This is a genomic window from Ruegeria sp. BE10, assembly GCF_056538905.1.
The window spans coordinates 332,991-350,816 of record NZ_JBQFTX010000004.1 but is presented as its reverse complement, the minus strand read 5'-3'; the positions used below and the strand labels follow the sequence as shown (position 1 = coordinate 350,816).

At 53.6% G+C, this 17,826-nt stretch carries 22 protein-coding genes and 1 pseudogene; 6 read left to right on the top strand and 17 right to left on the bottom strand.

Going from position 1 to position 17,826, the window contains the following annotated elements:
• Nucleotides 1-30: 30 nt before the first annotated feature.
• The 3 genes from ACR0M2_RS12155 to ACR0M2_RS12145 all read right to left on the bottom strand — a co-directional run bounded on the left by ACR0M2_RS12155 (nt 31) and on the right by ACR0M2_RS12145 (nt 3,394).
• Nucleotides 31-1,209 (bottom strand): carbohydrate porin, encoded by a 1,179-nt coding sequence (locus ACR0M2_RS12155; RefSeq protein WP_480705272.1) that lies wholly within the window; start codon nt 1,207-1,209, stop codon nt 31-33.
• Nucleotides 1,206-1,910 (bottom strand): DUF3299 domain-containing protein, encoded by a 705-nt coding sequence (locus ACR0M2_RS12150; RefSeq protein WP_254438816.1) that lies wholly within the window; start codon nt 1,908-1,910, stop codon nt 1,206-1,208. The genes ACR0M2_RS12155 and ACR0M2_RS12150 overlap by 4 nt, the downstream gene beginning before the upstream one ends.
• 86 nt (nt 1,911-1,996) lie before the next feature.
• Nucleotides 1,997-3,394 carry a metal-dependent hydrolase family protein gene (locus ACR0M2_RS12145; RefSeq protein WP_480705270.1) on the bottom strand — a complete coding sequence of 466 codons (1,398 nt, stop codon included), beginning with the start codon at nt 3,392-3,394 and terminating at the stop codon, nt 1,997-1,999.
• Nucleotides 3,395-3,533: 139 nt separating this feature from the next.
• Between ACR0M2_RS12145 and ACR0M2_RS12140 the strand changes: the two genes are divergently transcribed.
• Nucleotides 3,534-4,535, top strand: coding sequence for a helix-turn-helix domain-containing protein (locus ACR0M2_RS12140; RefSeq protein WP_170351548.1), 1,002 nt, complete (start codon nt 3,534-3,536; stop codon nt 4,533-4,535).
• 463 nt (nt 4,536-4,998) lie between these two features.
• On the opposite strand, the gene ACR0M2_RS12135 is transcribed toward ACR0M2_RS12140, so the two are convergent.
• Complete coding sequence (locus tag ACR0M2_RS12135; RefSeq protein ID WP_480705268.1) at nt 4,999-5,697, bottom strand: MOSC domain-containing protein; 699 nt, start codon at nt 5,695-5,697, stop codon at nt 4,999-5,001.
• Entirely contained in the window at nt 5,694-6,113 is a 420-nt protein-coding gene (locus ACR0M2_RS12130; RefSeq protein ID WP_480705266.1) for a MarR family winged helix-turn-helix transcriptional regulator, read from the bottom strand. Before ACR0M2_RS12130 ends, ACR0M2_RS12135 begins: the two co-directional genes overlap by 4 nt.
• Nucleotides 6,114-6,325: 212 nt before the next feature.
• Here ACR0M2_RS12130 and ACR0M2_RS12125 point away from each other — a divergent pair, with 212 nt between their 5' ends.
• Nucleotides 6,326-7,075 carry a hypothetical protein gene (locus tag ACR0M2_RS12125; RefSeq protein ID WP_480645272.1) on the top strand — a complete coding sequence of 250 codons (750 nt, stop codon included), beginning with the start codon at nt 6,326-6,328 and terminating at the stop codon, nt 7,073-7,075.
• A gap of 58 nt (nt 7,076-7,133) precedes the next feature.
• A complete protein-coding gene (locus ACR0M2_RS12120) occupies nt 7,134-7,658 on the top strand; it encodes a redoxin domain-containing protein (RefSeq protein ID WP_170362175.1) in 525 nt (174 codons plus the stop codon).
• Between the two features lie 169 nt (nt 7,659-7,827).
• Here the strand turns inward: ACR0M2_RS12120 and ACR0M2_RS12115 are convergent, their stop codons facing one another.
• Nucleotides 7,828-9,288 (bottom strand): catalase, encoded by a 1,461-nt coding sequence (locus tag ACR0M2_RS12115; protein ID WP_480705264.1) that lies wholly within the window; start codon nt 9,286-9,288, stop codon nt 7,828-7,830.
• A 96-nt stretch (nt 9,289-9,384) separates the two neighbouring features.
• Between ACR0M2_RS12115 and ACR0M2_RS12110 the strand changes: the two are divergent.
• Nucleotides 9,385-9,585 (top strand): annotated as a pseudogene (locus ACR0M2_RS12110) (LysR family transcriptional regulator); the annotation flags it as partial.
• A gap of 60 nt (nt 9,586-9,645) precedes the next feature.
• A complete protein-coding gene (locus ACR0M2_RS12105) occupies nt 9,646-10,329 on the top strand; it encodes a hydrogen peroxide-inducible genes activator (RefSeq protein ID WP_480705318.1) in 684 nt (227 codons plus the stop codon).
• A gap of 85 nt (nt 10,330-10,414) precedes the next feature.
• Here ACR0M2_RS12105 and ACR0M2_RS12100 read toward each other — a convergent pair whose 3' ends face one another.
• The 7 genes from ACR0M2_RS12100 to ACR0M2_RS12070 form a co-directional block, all read right to left on the bottom strand.
• Nucleotides 10,415-10,780: a c-type cytochrome gene (locus ACR0M2_RS12100; protein ID WP_480705262.1), complete on the bottom strand. Its 366-nt coding sequence runs from the start codon at nt 10,778-10,780 to the stop codon at nt 10,415-10,417.
• A gap of 39 nt (nt 10,781-10,819) precedes the next feature.
• Nucleotides 10,820-11,236, bottom strand: coding sequence for a hypothetical protein (locus ACR0M2_RS12095; RefSeq protein WP_480705260.1), 417 nt, complete (start codon nt 11,234-11,236; stop codon nt 10,820-10,822).
• A gap of 124 nt (nt 11,237-11,360) precedes the next feature.
• Nucleotides 11,361-12,176: a formate/nitrite transporter family protein gene (locus tag ACR0M2_RS12090; RefSeq protein WP_170362180.1), complete on the bottom strand. Its 816-nt coding sequence runs from the start codon at nt 12,174-12,176 to the stop codon at nt 11,361-11,363.
• A 6-nt stretch (nt 12,177-12,182) separates the two neighbouring features.
• Nucleotides 12,183-12,743, bottom strand: a complete 561-nt coding sequence (locus tag ACR0M2_RS12085; protein WP_170378534.1) for a hypothetical protein — start codon at nt 12,741-12,743, stop codon at nt 12,183-12,185.
• On the bottom strand, nt 12,740-13,339 hold the full coding sequence (locus tag ACR0M2_RS12080; RefSeq protein WP_480705258.1) for an SCO family protein: 600 nt from the start codon (nt 13,337-13,339) through the stop codon (nt 12,740-12,742). The genes ACR0M2_RS12085 and ACR0M2_RS12080 overlap by 4 nt, the downstream gene beginning before the upstream one ends.
• A complete protein-coding gene (locus ACR0M2_RS12075; protein ID WP_480705256.1) occupies nt 13,339-14,799 on the bottom strand; it encodes a cbb3-type cytochrome c oxidase subunit I in 1,461 nt (486 codons plus the stop codon). The genes ACR0M2_RS12080 and ACR0M2_RS12075 overlap by 1 nt, the downstream gene beginning before the upstream one ends.
• Nucleotides 14,800-15,309 (bottom strand): cupredoxin domain-containing protein, encoded by a 510-nt coding sequence (locus tag ACR0M2_RS12070; protein WP_480705254.1) that lies wholly within the window; start codon nt 15,307-15,309, stop codon nt 14,800-14,802.
• 106 nt (nt 15,310-15,415) lie between these two features.
• Here ACR0M2_RS12070 and ACR0M2_RS12065 point away from each other — a divergent pair, with 106 nt between their 5' ends.
• A complete protein-coding gene (locus tag ACR0M2_RS12065) occupies nt 15,416-15,880 on the top strand; it encodes an RrF2 family transcriptional regulator (RefSeq protein WP_170347428.1) in 465 nt (154 codons plus the stop codon).
• A gap of 33 nt (nt 15,881-15,913) precedes the next feature.
• Here ACR0M2_RS12065 and ACR0M2_RS12060 read toward each other — a convergent pair whose 3' ends face one another.
• From ACR0M2_RS12060 to ccoO, 4 genes are read right to left on the bottom strand one after another with little or no spacing between them, the layout of a single operon-like run.
• Complete coding sequence (locus ACR0M2_RS12060; protein WP_264187355.1) at nt 15,914-16,039, bottom strand: hypothetical protein; 126 nt, start codon at nt 16,037-16,039, stop codon at nt 15,914-15,916.
• Nucleotides 16,040-16,064: 25 nt separating this feature from the next.
• The gene (gene ccoP / locus ACR0M2_RS12055; RefSeq protein ID WP_480705252.1) at nt 16,065-16,937 is read right to left on the bottom strand and encodes a cytochrome-c oxidase, cbb3-type subunit III; all 873 of its coding nucleotides are present in this window, start codon (nt 16,935-16,937) and stop codon (nt 16,065-16,067) included.
• The gene (locus ACR0M2_RS12050; protein WP_170351576.1) at nt 16,928-17,095 is read right to left on the bottom strand and encodes a cbb3-type cytochrome c oxidase subunit 3; all 168 of its coding nucleotides are present in this window, start codon (nt 17,093-17,095) and stop codon (nt 16,928-16,930) included. Before ACR0M2_RS12050 ends, ccoP begins: the two co-directional genes overlap by 10 nt.
• Nucleotides 17,092-17,823 (bottom strand): cytochrome-c oxidase, cbb3-type subunit II, encoded by a 732-nt coding sequence (ccoO, locus tag ACR0M2_RS12045; protein WP_170378521.1) that lies wholly within the window; start codon nt 17,821-17,823, stop codon nt 17,092-17,094. The genes ACR0M2_RS12050 and ccoO overlap by 4 nt, the downstream gene beginning before the upstream one ends.
• Nucleotides 17,824-17,826 lie beyond the last annotated feature (3 nt).

Genomic DNA, 17,826 nt, shown 5'->3' with positions numbered 1-17,826 from the left:
GCTTTGTTTTTACCGCCGCATTCGAACTCCTCAGAAAACGATCCGGGTTCTTAGACCGAACAGCGTAATGCTATCCTGATTGGGGTTCAGTAGCGGGTCAGAAATGAACTGCAGCGATGGCGTGATCTGCAGTCCGGGCGAGATTGAAAACCGGTAGAATGCTTCGAGCGTGAACTGGTCACCGTCTATGCCTCTTGCCTCGGCCCAGTTCAGGCCCAGCCCGGCCAAATCGGTGTTGCGACCATAGTAGCCCAGACCTGCTGAGACGGACCGGTCATAAAGCGCTGCGGTACCCTTTGAGGCCCCAGCCCGAAAGAACGGCATCCACTTATTGTCAACAAACCATGCGGCAGAGAACGCAGCGCCGTAATCTTCCGCTCGACTGCCATCGTCAGCCGCATCCGCATGCCAGAGGGTCAAATGGATGTTGTCGAAGTAGATGCGATCAAAGCCGGAGGTGTAACCAAATTCGAGTGATTTGAAGAGATTGCCGTCGCTAAACACATCAAAGGTTGGACCAGACGGGTCGGCGTTTGCGTCTGAGACGCTGGCAACAGCGTAGAAGTTTTCGCTCAGCTTTACTCCACCGGCAATGCCAAGGCCTTGATTGGGTGTGTTAATAGTCGGATTGGTATTGAAAGACAGGTTTTGGAAACCACTGTAGGGGCTGACCAACCCATAGATATCCACAAAGTCCGTTACATCAATCTGGCCAACTTGCAGCGTCCACGAACCGTTCTCGGCCCTTTGAGTCCAGAACAGATTGGTCAGCAGCAGACCATTATCGTTGAAGGCCGTTCCCGTGATTGAAAGGGCTCCGCCATCCAGCCCCAAAAACTGTGGGGCAACATCGGTGTAGCTGTGCCGATCTTCGATCTTGAATGTCAGAGAGCCGCGTTCAGTTGCCTGCCAACTACCGTAGAAACGCGCAATCCCACTTGCCGCTTCGCCGGTTCCCAGATCAGCATTTGTGGATTGGCCCAATGCCAAGTAATCAATGTTGAAGCGAAACCCACCCACAGCCAGTCGGTCTTTCCATTGAAACCAACCCGGTGCGATATTGCGCGGAAAATCGGAACGATATTGTGGGTCGGTTAGACCATCTCCGGGCTCTAGATCAGCTTCGACCGAAGAGGGCCCGGACAGACCTTGAGCCGACGCTGCGCCAGCGAAGGCAATGCTTAATGCGGCAACCAGAAGTCTTATCATTCAGACGCCTTTGCCCCGCCGGTCTTGCGATTGCCCGCCGCGCGGATGCGATCAGCGGCACGCTGCTTCCATTCCAGCCTATCTGCCTTGGTTTCCAGAGTTTCGACACTTTCTGCTTCCAACTGGAAAGTCGCGTTCATGGGCATCTGGCCATCCACAACCATCATATTCTGAACAGACGGATCGATCGTTAGCGTGCCTGTCAGCCGAACGGGTTCATGGAAATAGCTGGGTGCCCAGCCCCCGTTCAACCGCACACGGATCATCTGGTTGGGCGGAGGTGGAGGCATGTGACTGCACATCCCTCGTTCTGGCACCAAATATGCGACAGGCCGACCGTCTGGATCATTCGGAGCAGGAATGGCAAAGCCCGCCAGTGTGATTGTCTGACCATCGAATTGTGGATTTCCGTTCGTTCCAGCCTTTCTTCGACGTTCCATCACAACTTCGCGCTGATCGAGCAGCCAGTCGACATCAATTCCATCAGTTGCCAAGGCATCCTCAGTCTCGGTCAAAAGCATTTGCCACTTCTGACGCTCTTCTTCGCTGCCGCCATCCTGCTGCAGCCTGCCGCGCAGTCGTACGACGTAGAGGACATCGTCGAATTGTTCGGGGCTGAGATCTCGATAGGGGTCTTCAAAGACCTGCGCGGACGGGTCAGGTAGGTCAGACCAGTCCAACGCGGTTCCTGGCGTCGCCATGACAGGATGACCACACCAAACCAACCCTGCAAATACTAAGGAGCGAAACCAATGGTGCATAAATTCTCTCCGGCTGTTTAGGCAGGTCAATCCAGTGTGTTTTTGTAGATGACGCCGTCCTTCATGATCAGGCGAATCGTATCTGGGCTTTCAGGCCTCGGATCGGCACCGAACCACTGATTACCCGTGCCAACAACCGAGAAGTCTTCAAGCGGGTTGCCGTCAATGAGCAGAATGTCTGCATAGGCTCCTTCCTCAATCACGCCCAATTTGCCTTCGGGATAGGGGTTCATAAACGACCCGGACAAAGCAGCGATTTCACCGCCAGTAGATGTCATTGCGACCAAAGAGGCGTGGGAACCAAAGAACTCATTATTGAGATGCTTTTCATAGGCAATTTGAATGTTGCAGGCTGCCACAGAACCTACGCAATCCGTATGAAACCCTCTTTTGGCTGGGCACTCATTCATGTTTTTTATGTAGTCGCCAAAAGCCTGCGTAGCGGACTGTGCCTTTCGTAAGCTGGCTGGGACATCTCGAATGGCAGGAATATCAAAGAGATTTGGATCAAATGCTGTGAGATTGGTTGTGATGTAGGCTCCTTTCTCTTCCATCAGCGCTGATATCTCACAATCAAACATGAACCCGTGTTCAATTGATCGCACACCAGCATTCAGTGCCGCCATGATCGTTTCTTTGCGGTAGGAATGGGCCATGACGTAGCTTTCGTATTCGTTTGCAACCTGCACGGCCGCTTCTAATTCTGCCGTCGATCCAGCCAACAACTGCCACGGGTCAAACGCTGAAACTACACCGCCTGATTGCATGTACTTCAGTTGTGTTGCTCCCATCCGGAAGTTGTTGCGAGCAAACTTGTACATTTCGGAGACACTGTCGACTTCTTGGGCCATATTCAGACGGCTGAAGTTTGAAGACTGGCCAACAGGCGCCGTAAAGTTGGCGAAATCAGCATGGCCACCACGTGTACTTAGAAAAGCAGCCGCAGGGTAGAAACGCGGCCCGGCAATGGTCCCGCTGTCGATTGCGCGACGAAGACCTCCATTAGCGCCACCTGCATCTCTTACAGTGGTAAAGCCTTGCATTAAGTACATCTCAGCCATTTGAGTGCCGTGAATCGCGAGGTCTTCCCAAGTGCTGTTGGCTTCCATTGCGGGCAACGTGGGTCCGGGCAGCATCAGGTGTGCATGATTTTCAATAAAGCCGGGGGTCAGTGTTCTCCCTTCTCCGTCAATAACCGTAGCATTAGGGGCGTCAATCGCTTCAGTTGATACAGACGTAATCAGGTTGCCCTCGACCAATACGCTGGCATTCTCGATACGCTGTTCATTCACGCCATCGAAGATATGCACGTTAGTAAACAGCGTCTGGAGTTCTTCTTGATCCTGAGCCTGCGCGGACGCTGAAAAACAAAGTCCTGCAGCGACAATTGCCGTCGAGCAAAGCGACATTCGTAGACCGGACATAAGCACTCCCTTCATATTCATGTTTTGCCAACTGTAGCCCGGAAACCTTTGCCTCGGTTGCCAGTTTCGCATTAGGATGTTCGAATGTGACTGCAAAAATGGCCACATTGTAAATCTAGTCCAAACGAGGGTGACGAGCTTGCCTTTCAACTCCACCTCTCAAGAGCATAGCGAAGGCTTTATTCGCCTCTCCTTAGCTGCTCCGTTCCTGCAATATCTCACCGAACGTAAGATCAATCCGCAACCAGCACTGGATCAGGTCGGCTTGAAAGCCGAACTGTTGTCTGACCCATCCGTGTTCGTTCACTCTGAGTTGGTCTATGGATTGCTGAATTCCTTCTCAGAAGTGTCAGGGGATCGATATCTTGGCCTGAATGTCGGAGAGACGTTTGACTTGCATCAGTGGCCTCCATTCGCTCAGGCCCTGCAATCGACCGAGACGCTGTTCGAGTTCTTTACCCGTTTCGTCGGACTTGTACCGCAGGAGTCCAATTCTGTGCGGCACAGCCTTGTCGTTGAAGCGGACAAAGCGACTTATCGTATCGAGAGGCAACAAGAGCCTACTGTCCCACCCATTCAGGTGACCGGATTTGGTGCGGCAATCTATGTACGCCTATTTCAGACCGTCGTCGGAGATGCCTGGGATTCTTCCCGTGTACGATGGGAAAGCAGATACATCAACGGTCTGCCTATCAACTACAAAGGGATCGAGGTTGGCCTTGGGACCGATCCCGGAATGCAAATTAGTTTTCCTGTGGAATGGTTGTTTTTGCACCATGTCTCTGAGGGCCCTGCCAAGCCCATCGCCTCACAGCGACAAGATGAAGAAGTAACAGTGGTAGCTGCTTTGCGATCTGTATTACGCGACAAACTGGATGAAACCGATTTGGGGCCGGAGGCGATGGCGGGATTACTGGGAATACAGCCGGAACGGTTTTTGAAAGCGCTTCAGCGGCAAGGCACAACGCTCCCACGCGAAGTCAAACGGCTGCGTGTCGATGTCGCCAAGGAGCACCTCAAAGAAGGTCAGATGACAATTTCGGAGATTGGTTTGATGCTCGGTTATTCCGACAAGTCCCACTTCACTCGCTTTTTTCGAGGCCAGACCGGAATGACACCGACTGCTTTCCGGAAAAAGTAGCGGCTCTGATGTTCCGGAAGGGAAGTCAGATCAAACCAAACTGTCTGCGGGAGTATGAAATGGAGGCGGCGTGTTAGTTGATAACGCAAAGGTCAAATTCAACTGATGTCCAACGTTGGGGGCGCCTTCTGATGTCGAACGTTCACCTAGTTTCTGGTCCAACTATGACGGTTGGGTCAGGTTCGTGTGACGTTCAACAGGAGATGTGGAACGTCAGTGATATTTGACTCAATCGACAGTCAAAACCTCAAGAAATGCTCAAATCACGTCATTCAATTTTGCCCCAAACGTCAAGCATTTCTGGCCCAAAGCGGTTAATGGCATTTCATCGGTGCTGGAGTTGATGTCTCATTTTTTACCTGCCCCACCCAGCGACTGACAAACGGGGATTTGACTGTCATGGAATTGAGAAGGTTAGTAAGATCAAGGAAATTACGTCGCGACAGAACGCGCGTTGGGTGTCTTACCCTGAGCCTCCAAGCCTTGCCGATGTATCCTCCTTGGCATTGCCTTCAGCCATTCGACTAAAGGCTTGTCGCCAACCTTCAACAAGTTCTTCCATCTGAGACAAAACCTCGGCATCTTCCGGCAGAATGCGACGAGTCAACCGTGCGCGTGTAACAGCCAATACAGACCAATTGGGATTTGGCCTTTCAGACAAGGTGATCCGATCACCGGCGCCAACTTCGCCAGGTTCGAGTACACGATAGTACCATCCGGTTCGGCCCGTCTTCTGAAACTGGTACGGCATTTCCTTGCGCCCGGTATGTAGTCCAAGTTTCCAGCACGGCTGCCGCCCCTGGCTAATTTGAACTACCGCCGTCCCGAGTGACAGGATGTCCCCGATGCAGAGGTTTTCCTCGGTCAGCCCCGTTGTTGAAATGTTCTCACCAAACGCCGCTGGTATTGTGCTGGGTGCCATTAGGCCCTCTGCTTGCCAGGCTGAATAGTGATCAAGTGCATAATGATGGATGGCTTTGTCTTTACCACCGTGTACGGTCAAATCCGCCTGCGCATCGCCTGCAAAACCGAGCGAGGTAACAACCTGCCGGCCGTCCACCCGATCTTTCTGAATGGCCGAAGACGGTTTGCCTTCCCAGCGATCTCTGATGGCTCCAAGGAAAATGCCGTCGATGTTTGCCGACAGTTCAGGATGGTTCATCTGGCTTCCTCGTGCTCAATGCAGATCTTGTCTTTTTCGCCGGGCTCCAGTGAGACGCCCAATAACTTGCAAAAACCGCTGTTTGTCGTGTCGTCATGATGAGTGCAGGATTTGCACTGGCCGAAGGATCGGCCTCCATTTGCGGCCAAAGCCAGACTGAGGCTACGCATCAGCCCCTGCTCAAGTAAGGCTAGGTTTTCTGCAGGCATATCTCCAATTGCCTGAGCAACAGGATTTGGCTGACGTACGATCTCGGCCCCTTCTTTTGTGAGTTCGTAGGAAATCGACCGCTGATCGTGTTCTTTGCGGTGCTCTTCTACATAGCCTTTGCGTGCCAAAGCCTTGAGCGTCTGTGACATCGTTCCACGGGTTGTACCGATGTACTCTGCGACATGCGACGGCGAGCGCGAGAACATGTTCGCCTCAGCGAGGTACTCGAGCGCCATCCTCTGAGTCGGGTTCAGATCTCCCGCCCATCCTTCGGAAGCATCAATCCGGGCCAGACGGTTGATCAGTGTGCGTATGCGATGATTTGTGTTCATAACACTTTTAATAGCGACTCGAAATTATAGTTGCAATGCATTTCTCATTATAGTAGCGATTCGCTATCTTTTAATTGGAGGCACCCATGAAACTTTCAACGCTCACTTCTACTTTGGCTCTGCTCATCGGCAGCACAGCTTTTGCTGATGGGAACCATGCCATTCATCAGGATGGCGCAATCATATCTTCTGCTGACGCCAGTAAAGTCGCGGATTTTGACATTCTGGCCGCGCACGCGCACCGCAATGGAAACACGGTCACTTTTCACATGACCACGAATGGATCGGCTGGTGCCTCGGTTCCGGCGGCAACCGGAGAGGTCGGTGGTTCAGACGTCTGGTCATATGTCTGGCCTACGTCTTTGGACCCTTCGGCCGTTGGGTTCGAAGGCGGCACAGGCATCCTTGCAATGGCCGCAACCAGTCATCCAGATTTTGATGACACACCGCTTTTTGACGAGAACGGTGACGGAGATCCGGCCAACGACGGCATCGAATGGCACAGCCATTGGGTTGTGTTGACCCCGACCGAAGCGTGCGGACCCGACGCGCTTGCGGTGCGTGACATCCCCGAAGGTTCCACACCCAAGCTACCTGCGACATGGCCTGGGTTTCCGATCTTTCTGGATAGCCCTGGGTTTACGCCTTTGTTTGACGGCCCTGAAATCTCGGTGAACGCAGGCTTCGCCAGCGACGTCGAACTGGAAGGTGTCGCTTACGATGGCGTCACTTCGGCCTTGCGTGTGAACGCTAATATCCATGCTCCCTTGCTGTGCGTCACAGATGTCTTCGACGTCGCATCCGGTGATCTGAGCCTGCCGGGCAAGATTCACTAACATTCGATTGCGCAGCCGCCGAACCCACGGCGGCTGCCTGCTACAGAGGACAAAGAAAATGCAAGCACCAGAGTTAGACGTCACGGAATGGTTCAACACAGACACGCCCCTAACCCTAGAAAACCTAAAAGGACGGGTTGTCGTCATTGAGGCCTTTCAAATGTTGTGCCCAGGATGTGTCCTGCACGGTATTCCCCTGGCGCAGTCGATTCAGAGGACGTTTCCTGAAGAGAAGGTAGCCGTAATTGGCCTGCACACCGTGTTCGAGCATCACAACGCTATGACACCGGTGTCTTTGCAAGCTTTCCTGCATGAATATCGCATCACGTTCCCTGTCGGCGTGGACAAACAGGGCGCAGGACCGTTGCCAAACACGATGTCTCGCTTTGGCATGCGCGGCACACCAAGCCTTGTCCTATTAGATCAGGCGGGGCAGATCGTTGCGCATCACCTTGGTCAGGTTTCGGAACTTCAATTGGGGTCCGAGATTGGCAGTCTTCTGACACAGGAGGTCGTGTCGACCAAAGGCGGCACCGTCACTGTTGATCAAAGCGAATGCAAACCAGGTAGCTGCAATGTGTGATCGGGCCAAGGTGCACACATATGGAAATCGTTTTTTCCAAGCGCCATCGCCAAACCGTAGTTTTGTCTTACACGGCGACGAAAAGCCCAAAAACACCAAACGGTGCTCGCTACCCAACAACCCACAGCGTCAGGCAAGTCCCAAAAGATCGGGGACTTGCCAATTGTTTTTATGCCAGGTCTACACGCTCGATGCTCAAACCAAGCGCGCTTGCCACACCGGCACCATAACCAGGATCGGCCTTGAGACAGTTCGATATGTGGCGGATCTGAATTTCCTTCCTTGCAGCGCCAATCGCGCGGGCAGTGTTTGCGAACAACACTTTTTGCTGCTCCGGCGTCATCAGGCGGAACAAATCACCGGGTTGCGAGAAATAGTCATCATCCTCGCGGTGGTTCCAATGATCCGCAGCACCTTCGATGGACAAAGGTGGTTCGGAGAAATCCGGTTGCTCGGACCATTCGCCATGCATATTGGGTTCATAGCCAATCCGAGATCCGGCATTGCCATCGACCCTCATCGCTCCATCACGATGGTAGGAATGATACGGGCAACGCGGCGCATTCACCGGGATCTGGGAATGGTTGACACCCAACCGATACCGCTGAGTGTCGCCATAGGAAAACAGACGTCCTTGCAGCATTTTGTCCGGCGAAAAGCTGATACCAGGTACAATTGTAGAAGGCGCAAAGGCCGCCTGTTCCACTTCGGCAAAGTAGTTCTCGGGGTTGCGGTTCAATTCCAGCTCGCCAACCTCAATCAGCGGATAGTCCCCATGCGGCCAAACCTTGGTCAGATCAAATGGGTTGAGGTGGTATGTACCCGCATCCTTCTCTGGCATGACTTGGACGTAGAGCGTCCATTTGGGAAAATCACCGTCTTCGATAGCATCATAAAGATCACGCTGATGGCTTTCACGGTCACCAGAGATGATTTGCGCAGCTTCTTCGTCGGTAAGGTTTTTGATCCCCTGCTGGGTTTTGAAATGGAATTTGACCCAGAACCGTTCGCTGTCCGAATTGATAAAGCTGAATGTGTGGCTGCCAAAGCCGTGCATGTGCCGGTAGGTTGCGGGAATGCCGCGATCAGACATAACAATCGTCACCTGAAGCAAAGCTTCGGGAAGGCTGGTCCAGAAGTCCCAGTTGTTATCCGCACTACGCATGTTGGTCCGCGGATCGCGTTTGACCGCGTGGTTAAGATCGGGAAACTTCAGCGGGTCGCGAAGAAAAAACACTGGAGTGTTATTGCCCACCAGATCCCAGTTTCCTTCCTCGGTGTAAAACTTGACTGCAAAGCCGCGAATGTCCCGTTCCGCGTCCGCCGCACCGCGTTCTCCTGCAACGGTCGAAAAGCGCAGGAAGAGGTCCGTCATCTTGCCAACATCAGAGAACAATTTGGCGCGTGTATAGCGTGTGATGTCGTGGGTCACTGTGAACGTACCGTAAGCGCCGGACCCTTTGGCATGCATCCGGCGTTCGGGGATCACTTCGCGATCAAAATGAGCCATCTTCTCGAGAAACCAGACATCCTGAAGCAGCGCAGGACCACGCGGCCCCGCCGTCAGAGTGTTTTGGTTGTCGGGCACTGGCGCGCCAAATGCGGTGGTCAGTTTCGGTTTGCTGGTCATGTCAATCTCCTGAGTTGGTATTGGCAGGACAAAACCGAAAACCGCCAAATTACTCCAACTTATATAAATTATCCGATCGATAATCAGAGGTGATGCATGGTAAGAAGAACCTCGGTTGCCGGTCTTTCACTCAGAGATCTTGAGTACATTCAAAGCATTGCCGAAGAAGGTCATTTTGGCCGAGCAGCTGATATCTGTGGGGTTTCACAACCTGCAATCAGCCAACAGGTATTGAAGCTAGAGGCCCGACTTGGATTTTCGATTTTCGAACGTCAGGGTAGGCATGTCTCTTTGACGCAAAATGGCCGGATAGTCCTGCAAAAAGCAGAAATCCTTCTGACCGAGGCCCGTGAACTGTTGGAATTGTCGCTGAGCCTGAGTGACAATCTGGAAGGTGATTTGAAGTTTGGTGTACTTCCAACCCTTGGTCCTTACTTATTGCCGCTCATCCTCAAGTCACTCAAAGCCGCTTATCCCAAGTTAAGGCTGTCACTATTCGAAGAACCCACGCATGTTCTTGAAGAGATGCTCACCAATCGGGCGCTGGACGCTGCGCTGATCGCAACTAACCCGAAACAGCCTGCACTAAGTGCGCTTGAGCTGTTTCATGAACCATTTGTTTTTGCCTGTCCCAAGGATCTGGATCTCAAACCCAATGAAAAGGTTCGTTGGTCCAAGGTTTTGTCCTCACAGCTCGTTCTACTTTCTCAAGAACACTGTCTACGGGATCAGACCGTTGCATTTTGCGACCGGATTGACCGACCAGGACAAAGAGTGGCCAGCAGTCTTGAGATGCTCCGGCAAATGGTCGCGCTGGGAGAGGGTTGCGCGCTTTTTCCGGCATTGTCTGTGAGTGGCCCCGACCGTTTCGGCGGCCTAGCAACAACACATCCCATTGCGGATGGGGTGTTTGGCCGTTCTATCAGGCTGGCATGGCGCGACAGTGACCCACGCACGGGATCGCTTGAACATTTCGGGACTTTCATTCAGACCCTTATGGCTGCCCCGGAAATGGCGCGGTATTTGAACGGAAAAGCTTAGAGCCTGACCAACCACGGCAAAGGCAATATAGCGTTTCTTTGAGGGCAAGCGTGCAAGTCACCATCAAAGAAACGCCGTTGGTCTGTCACTGCAGGGATTCCAGATAGGCCAGCAGGTCTGAGATTTGCTCCGGTTTCTTTATTCCGGGAAAGGACATCTTAGTGCCCGGCAGGTACTTTTTGGGAGACGCTAGGAACTCGGATAAGTGTTCTTCATCCCAAACAAATCCGGCTTCCCCCATCGCTGTTGAGTATTTGTAACCATCAACAGCGCCAGCTTCTCGGCCCCAAACATCAAACATCGTTGGGCCCACTTTTTTCTTACCTTCGTCAACTGCATGACATGCGGCACATTTTTTGAAAACTTTTTCGCCTGCCGCCGCGTCGCCTTCTGCGGCAACGCTTTGAGCACCCGCCAGCGCTATTGTTACAGCCACAAGAATACCTCGCATGAGATCATCCCTTCCTTTTGATTGCAGATAGTTGAGAATTCAGGTTTGGACCGAAACTGCAGTCGGTCTTGCTTTTCGAAACAGGCTTCTCATTTCCCGAATGCCAGCCCAAAAAAGAAAACCGATCTTCAGAAATTCAGACGCGACGTAGAGCAGATGCAATGAACTGTCCTCGACTGGTTGACCCGCGATGATCAAAAGCGTCCGCGCGTTCAGGAAAGGAAGGAGCCAAAGCCTTTGAAATCCGAACACGCAGAGCGCGACAATTAATGACAACGACGGTTTCTGCCGGAGCGACAGAAGAAGAAGTGCAATCAGTAGCGTGCAAAACGCCTCGAATACGCCAATCCACAGGAATTGCATCCGCCCAACGTCCAAGGCGACCGGCAATGTCAATGACGGGGCTTGGAACTTGGCCGGAGCCGCTATCAAGTTACCGCTAACTGCGGCGCCCATCCAAACTGAGATAGTCGCAATCAGTGCAATGCGGGCGGCCTCAAAAAGAGGTTCGGCATGGGACTGTCGGTTTTTTGAGACAGAGATTTTGCCAGGTTGTGTCACGCTCATGATCGCGCCCTTACTAGACAGGGTGTTTGGTTGACGCGTGTGTTGCGGCGCCCTTAACCGTGGGTTTAGAAGCCGCTCGCCAGTAGCCGTAGCCCATGATCCCGGCACCGGCGAATGCGTTGCCCAAGGTGACATACGTCAAATTGTGGGCGGCTCCGGCCAGGGTGATGCTGTCGGGGTGATCTGAGATCAGCGCCAGTGAAAACACGGTCATGTTCGCAACGCTGTGTTCAAACCCCGCAGCAATAAATGCATAAAGACACCAGAAGATGACGATGCATTTGGTAACGTCGTCTTTTGCGCGCGCCGAACACCACAAGGCAAGACAAACCAGCCAATTGCACAGGATCGCTTTGGCGAACAGCTCCAACTCGGTGCCGTGCATCTTCTTGATGGCCACCTTATAAAGCAAAGCCTCTTCGCCTGCCCCTAAGATAAGTCCACCACCGCCTGCGACGAACAGCAACGCCAGCAATATGGCCCCGATCAGATTTCCTGCCCAACTGACCAACCAGCAGCGCAGCACATCCCACCAAGCAATACTTTTGGCCAGCAATCCGTGCGTCATGTACATGGTGTGACCAGTGAACAGCTCGGCCCCTGCAAAAACCACAAGGGTCAAGGCGATACCGAAGCTGGCCCCCATGACGATAGGACGGATGGATGGATCCGCGCCCTGCCCAACAGAAAGGATCAGCAAGATACCGGCACCAACAAACGCCCCGGCTTTTAAGGCGAGGATCAGAAAGGCAATTGGATCTGCACGCAGGTTGACGCCTTTCTCTTGCGCCAGTTCTGCGAACCCAATGACTGTGTCAGCATAGGTCATTTCGTATTACACTCCACAGCTTGCGCAGCCGGTCGCGTTCGACCTTTGGCCACTTGGATTTCCAAACAGGATCGGGATAGCCCAGAGACAGGCCAAGCATGCAGCGAGGTAGAGAAAGGCCATGCCCAGATCCTTCTGAGCCGAGACCAGATAGGAGTTGCAAATCCTGACCGGCGCATGCGTATACAGAAAACCCAGCACACCCAGCATCGACAGCGCATTCGCCTTCAGAAATCCGCGAAGCACCGGGCCCAGCCAGGGCCAGGACAACCTCAGCAGTGCCCCCAACAGCAAAGGCAAGCTCAGATATTTAGTAAGTTCCCCTGTCGGCGTCAGCGCCCAATCAACGTTTCTAGGCAGCATCCAGAACAGAAATACGGTCAAGGCCACAAGTAGCAACGGAACAGCCCATTCACGCCGGACCTGCCTGTTCCAAGCCAACAACACCCCGGCTAGAACCAACAATGGCATCTGCACCAGGACATGCTGGATCGGACTTTCAACAACCGCATAGCGAAGTGCAACGGCCTCGGCAGAAGCCAGGAAGGCCAAGCCAAGCAACTTCATGAGCTGCGCTCCTCCAAATGGGTCAGAACAGCGTCGATCGCATCGGTGTCATACACCGCCGAAAAGCGGCCCTCGCTGTCAATCACATGGATTGCGGCATTGTGCTGAAACCCGCCCCATTCATCGGGAATGACAGTCACGTCAAAAAGCTTCAACAATGCCGGCAACTCTTCTGGCCTCGGCCGCGCAACGGTCCACATTTTGCCGTCCGCCTCATGGGCTTCCCCGTAAATCGTCATCTGATCGGGCGTGTCTCGCTTAGGATCAAAACTGACTGAGATCATCCGGACGGGCTCTCCACGCTGTTCCAATTGATCTCGGATCTTGGCAAAGTCTGCGCCTGCAATCTGGCAGATGTCGCCGCACACGGTGTAGATGAACTCGACCAGAACCACCTCCTCCCCTTGCGGCAACAGGGGCATCAACTGACCTGACATGTCTTCCAGTTGCAGGGCTGGAACTGGACGCGGTGCGTGCACCACGTCCAATCTCCGAGCGGCTTCGCTGGTGAAAGCCTGCCCTCCATCTGTGGCATGCCAGAGAGTTCCCAAGCCGATGCTCGCGACCAGAACCGAGGGAAGAGCGCGCGCAATCATCAGCTGTCACTCCGCCCAAAACGCAGAACAAAGCGCAGAACAAAGAGCAATGTTCCCAACACGACCAGCACGCCGAACAAGGTGCCAATGCGGTCGTGGGTCAGCCATTCTTCGTAGTGCACTGCCCAGCGACGCGGGATCGAAGCCGCACCAGAGAAGAGAAACACCGTCACAAACCCCGCGGCGCCTGCGAGGTAGGTCACAAAAGCGACCCGGTCCAACCCGCTCATCTGGGCGATGCTTTTGCCTCGGACCAGCCAGGCCATGAACCCAAAGGCCATCGCCACTTCGCCCAGCAGCAGGTAGGTGTGGAAATGCCCCGGAACCCACATTGTATTGTGCATCACTTTGTTCACACTGATCATCCCGTCGATTGACGCGGGGATTGAGCCGACCGACCAGCCTGCCACGGACAGAACCAGCAGTGAGGACGTCAGATCCCAGGTCATTTTCGAACCTCGCACATAGAGGAACGTAGAGAATGCTGTGACCGCGATGAGGGGAATGCCGCTGAAGTATGAGACCAGTTGCCCGACCACCAGCATCCAGGGTGGCATCACCACATCCTGAAGCAGATGGTGCCAGTAAACAGCCATCACGAAGATCAGAACTGCATTCCAGGCAATCGCATACAGACGGTTCGAATTCCACGGTTTGCCGGTGTATTCCGGCAGGATTTCATACACCGCAGTGACGGCCATGTAGATTGAGGCATTGATGAAAACGTGACCAAAGAAATAGATCAGGTTCTTGGCCAACAGCGCGTTTACTTCAAAACCCGGCACCAGCAGGTGGACAAGGCTCGCCACCAACACCGCGGCACCTAGGATTATCCCGATCGAATTGAAAATAGTCACGGCCGCCGCCGCGATGATTGTTGGCGGCGGAGGATTTTTGTCCTCTCGCCCTAGGATCAGGTTCCAGCCCAGGGCGCGCAAAAGGCTGCCATAACGGGCATGAATCTGACGACCGAGCTCCAGATAATACAGCAGAAAGCCAACGCCGATCGAAACATATCCAAGCATGAACGCAGCAGCCGCGCCGGCTTCCCACGCTCCGCCTGACATCGCGGGCAAGGGAAACAGGAATGTCCATGCGCCGCCATATCCGCCGATGAAGATCGAGCCTAAGATCAGGACGACGCCCAGCAGAAACAAAGCAAGGAAAGCCCAAAAGATTCCAGCCGTCAGAACGATATGACGCCCGCAAAAATACCACATGATTGCGGCGCCAGACAGTGCAGCTGTACCAACCATTCCGGCGCCATGGGCCGTCAGCAACTGGTAAAACAAAGCCGGATCCACTTCGATCCATTGGCCCTGCGCAGCACGCATGATCAGACCAAAGACCATCATCAAGGCAAAGACCGCGCCTGAGAGGATCATGGTAAGCTTGACTGTCCCAACCTGGGGTTCAGTGACGATTGATTTTTCCGCGACAAGTTCAGATACAGCGCTCATTTAGTCCTCCACCGCGACGACTTCGAATTCGTTGACCATGTCCTGATGCGCCACCCCGCAGAGTTCCATGCACAGGACTTGGTAAGTGCCGGGTTCATCGAACGTGTAAGAAACTTCGGTTGTGTAACCGGGGATCACTTGGACCTGCGTCAGAAGGCGGAGGTCTGAAGTGTAAATGCCCAATCCGTGGGTAACATCTTCGGTCGTGGCGCTAAAATTGATGGGCGTTCCAGCAGGGATCTCAACTGTGTCGATATCCCACCACCACTGCCCGCTGTTGATGGAAACGGTGATGGCATCGTCTGTACTGGCCAAAGCGTGCGGCCATGGTCGCAATGAACCGACTGCCACGATTACTCCAACAATCGTCATTGCCCAGATCAAGCCCGCACGCTTCGAGTTGGCATTGGGTCCTGCTTCCGCCCCGTTCGAGGCGCGCGCGGCCCTCCAGAAGACAAGTGACAGCACTGCCATCAGGATCAGCGAGATCAAAAGTACAACAGGCTGCATGAGCCATCTCCTTTATTAAGCATTTTAAATACCTATTATAAAGATCAGAAAAAGATGTCAATGAAATAGGCATTTTCAAAGCCTATTTTTTATGAGAGATATAACTATGCAAATTACCAAGTTTTCCGACTATGCCTTGCGCATCCTGATCCATCTTGCCACCCACGAAGAGGGGTTGATGTCGACCCGCGAGATTGCGGCTATGCAAAACTTGCCCTTCAATCACCTGGCCAAGATCTCCCAGTGGCTCACACACGAGGGCTACGTAGAATCCGTTCGTGGACGCAACGGAGGAATGCGAATGGCCTTGCCTCCCAATGCGATCTCGATTGGCGGCCTGCTGCGAAAATCCGAACGCGGCACCCCTTTGGTTGAGTGTATGAAAGAAGACGGCGGCTGTTGTGTGATGACGCCTGCCTGTGGGTTGTTGCCAATCCTGACTGAAGCTCAGGAGGCGTTTTTTACTGCCTTGGACAGCAAGACATTGCAGGATGTTTTGGAAGGAAATCGCGGAATGAAAAACCTGATCCGAGCGCTAGAAGTTAGTCATGCGCTGGCTTCAGATCATTAATACGCAAATTGAAATCGTATAAAACCACGATTTTCATTTAGCTGCACCAGGCACGGCACCCTCAATCGCCTGCCCTTCCCAGGCCTCGAATGCCATCGACAGGTGCCATGCCTTGAACCCGATGTAACCGGCCAACAGGACCATTATCATCAGATACATTGCCCTTCGGAATCGTGGATTCTCTTCAGCTTGGTACATCTTCTGCATTCCAGAGTAAGTACAGTGTCAGCATTCGGATCTGAGCGTCACTCAAACGTCCGTCCCACGCCGGCATCACCCCCCGTCGGCCAAAATGGATGCTGTGATAGATGGCGTCCCGGTCGCCCCCATAGATCCAACTTTCATCGCCCAAATCTGGCGCGCCGATCTCGTAGCCCCCGCGGCCGTCATCTCCGTGGCAGGCCGCGCAGTTTTCTTCAAAAACCAATTTACCGGCTTCGGCCGCCGTCGCATCATGCTGCTGTCCAGAGAGGAACAAGACAAATTCCGTGACTTCCTCTACCTGTTGATTTTCGATCATGCCATCCGCACCAAAGGCAAGCATCTGTGCGATCCGTGTATCGTCATGCTGCGCATTGATTCCATAGCGTATGGTTGCCTCTATCTCTTCCGGCGTGCCTGACCATAGCCAATGACGGTCCACCAGGTTGGGAAAGCCAACCTGCCCTTTCAGATCATTCCGGTGACAAGCCGCACAGTTGTCGGCGTAAAGCTTGGAAATCGACGCGCCATATCGCGCCTCAAGCGTCGGATCGGCGGCCAGCTTCTCTATATCCCCGGACGCGAAAGGCGCGAATGTCATTTCTCGACTCGCATCCGCCTGTTGAAGTGCCGTCGCAACTTCTGCACGCGAGGAATAGCCAAGCATCCCCTTCGCGTAGTCACGCACACTCGGGAAAGATGGGTAAAGCACCCAATACAGCGCTGCTATGATGATACTGATCCATAGCGCCCATCGGGCAGCCCAGGGAACAGGTGTATCCAACTCTTTGATACCGTCCCATTCGTGGCCAGTCAGATCGGTGCCGGAAACGGGATCCTTTTCCCTCATCGACATGGCTGATCCTCCCGGCTGTCGAGTGGGGATTGGGCGGCATCGTCGTAAACCTTCCGGCGCGAGGGCCAATAGGTCCAAACAGCTGCAGCTAAAAAGACGGCCAGCAGGTAGATTGCGCCCCAAGTCTTGGAGAATACGAGAACCGTATCATGTGTCATCGCTGGACCTCCTCAAGGTTTAACGAATCCAGATCGGCCAATGTGCCAAGAACCTGAAGATAGGCTACAAGGGCATCCATTTCCGTCAGCCTGCCCGGTTGCCCGTCATAATCCCGAACCTGAACGTTTTCACCGTAACTTGCCTGCAACTCTCCTTCAAAGTACTGCTCAGCATCCGCCTGCCATGCGGCGTCCTTTTCGGCGTTTTCGATCTGGGTGTCCGTATAGGGCACACCAGCCCGGCTGAGGGCTTTCAGCGAGGCAGGTAAATGTCCAGTCGCAAGACGCGTCTCGGACAAAAACGCATAACCCGGCATGATTGAACCCTCGACGAGGTCTCGCGGCGCTTCCAAATGCGCCACATGCCATGCGTCAGAGTATTTGCCACCAATGCGCGCCAAGTCCGGCCCTGTACGTTTCGAGCCCCATTGAAACGGATGGTCATACATGCTTTCGGCAGCCAAGCTATAATGCCCATAACGTTCTATGTCCGACCGTAGGGTCCGGATCATCTGACTGTGGCAGGCATAGCAGCCCTCGCGTACATAGATATCGCGCCCGGCAAGTTCCAGCGGCGTGTAGGGCCGCATACCTTCGACCTTTTCCACTGTGTTTTCGATCGTGAACAACGGCGCGATTTCGACAATTCCACCGATCGATGCAACCATCAGGATTGCCATTGCAAACCCAAGTGAATGGCGTTCGAGTTTTTGGTGCTGAGTGCTCATTGG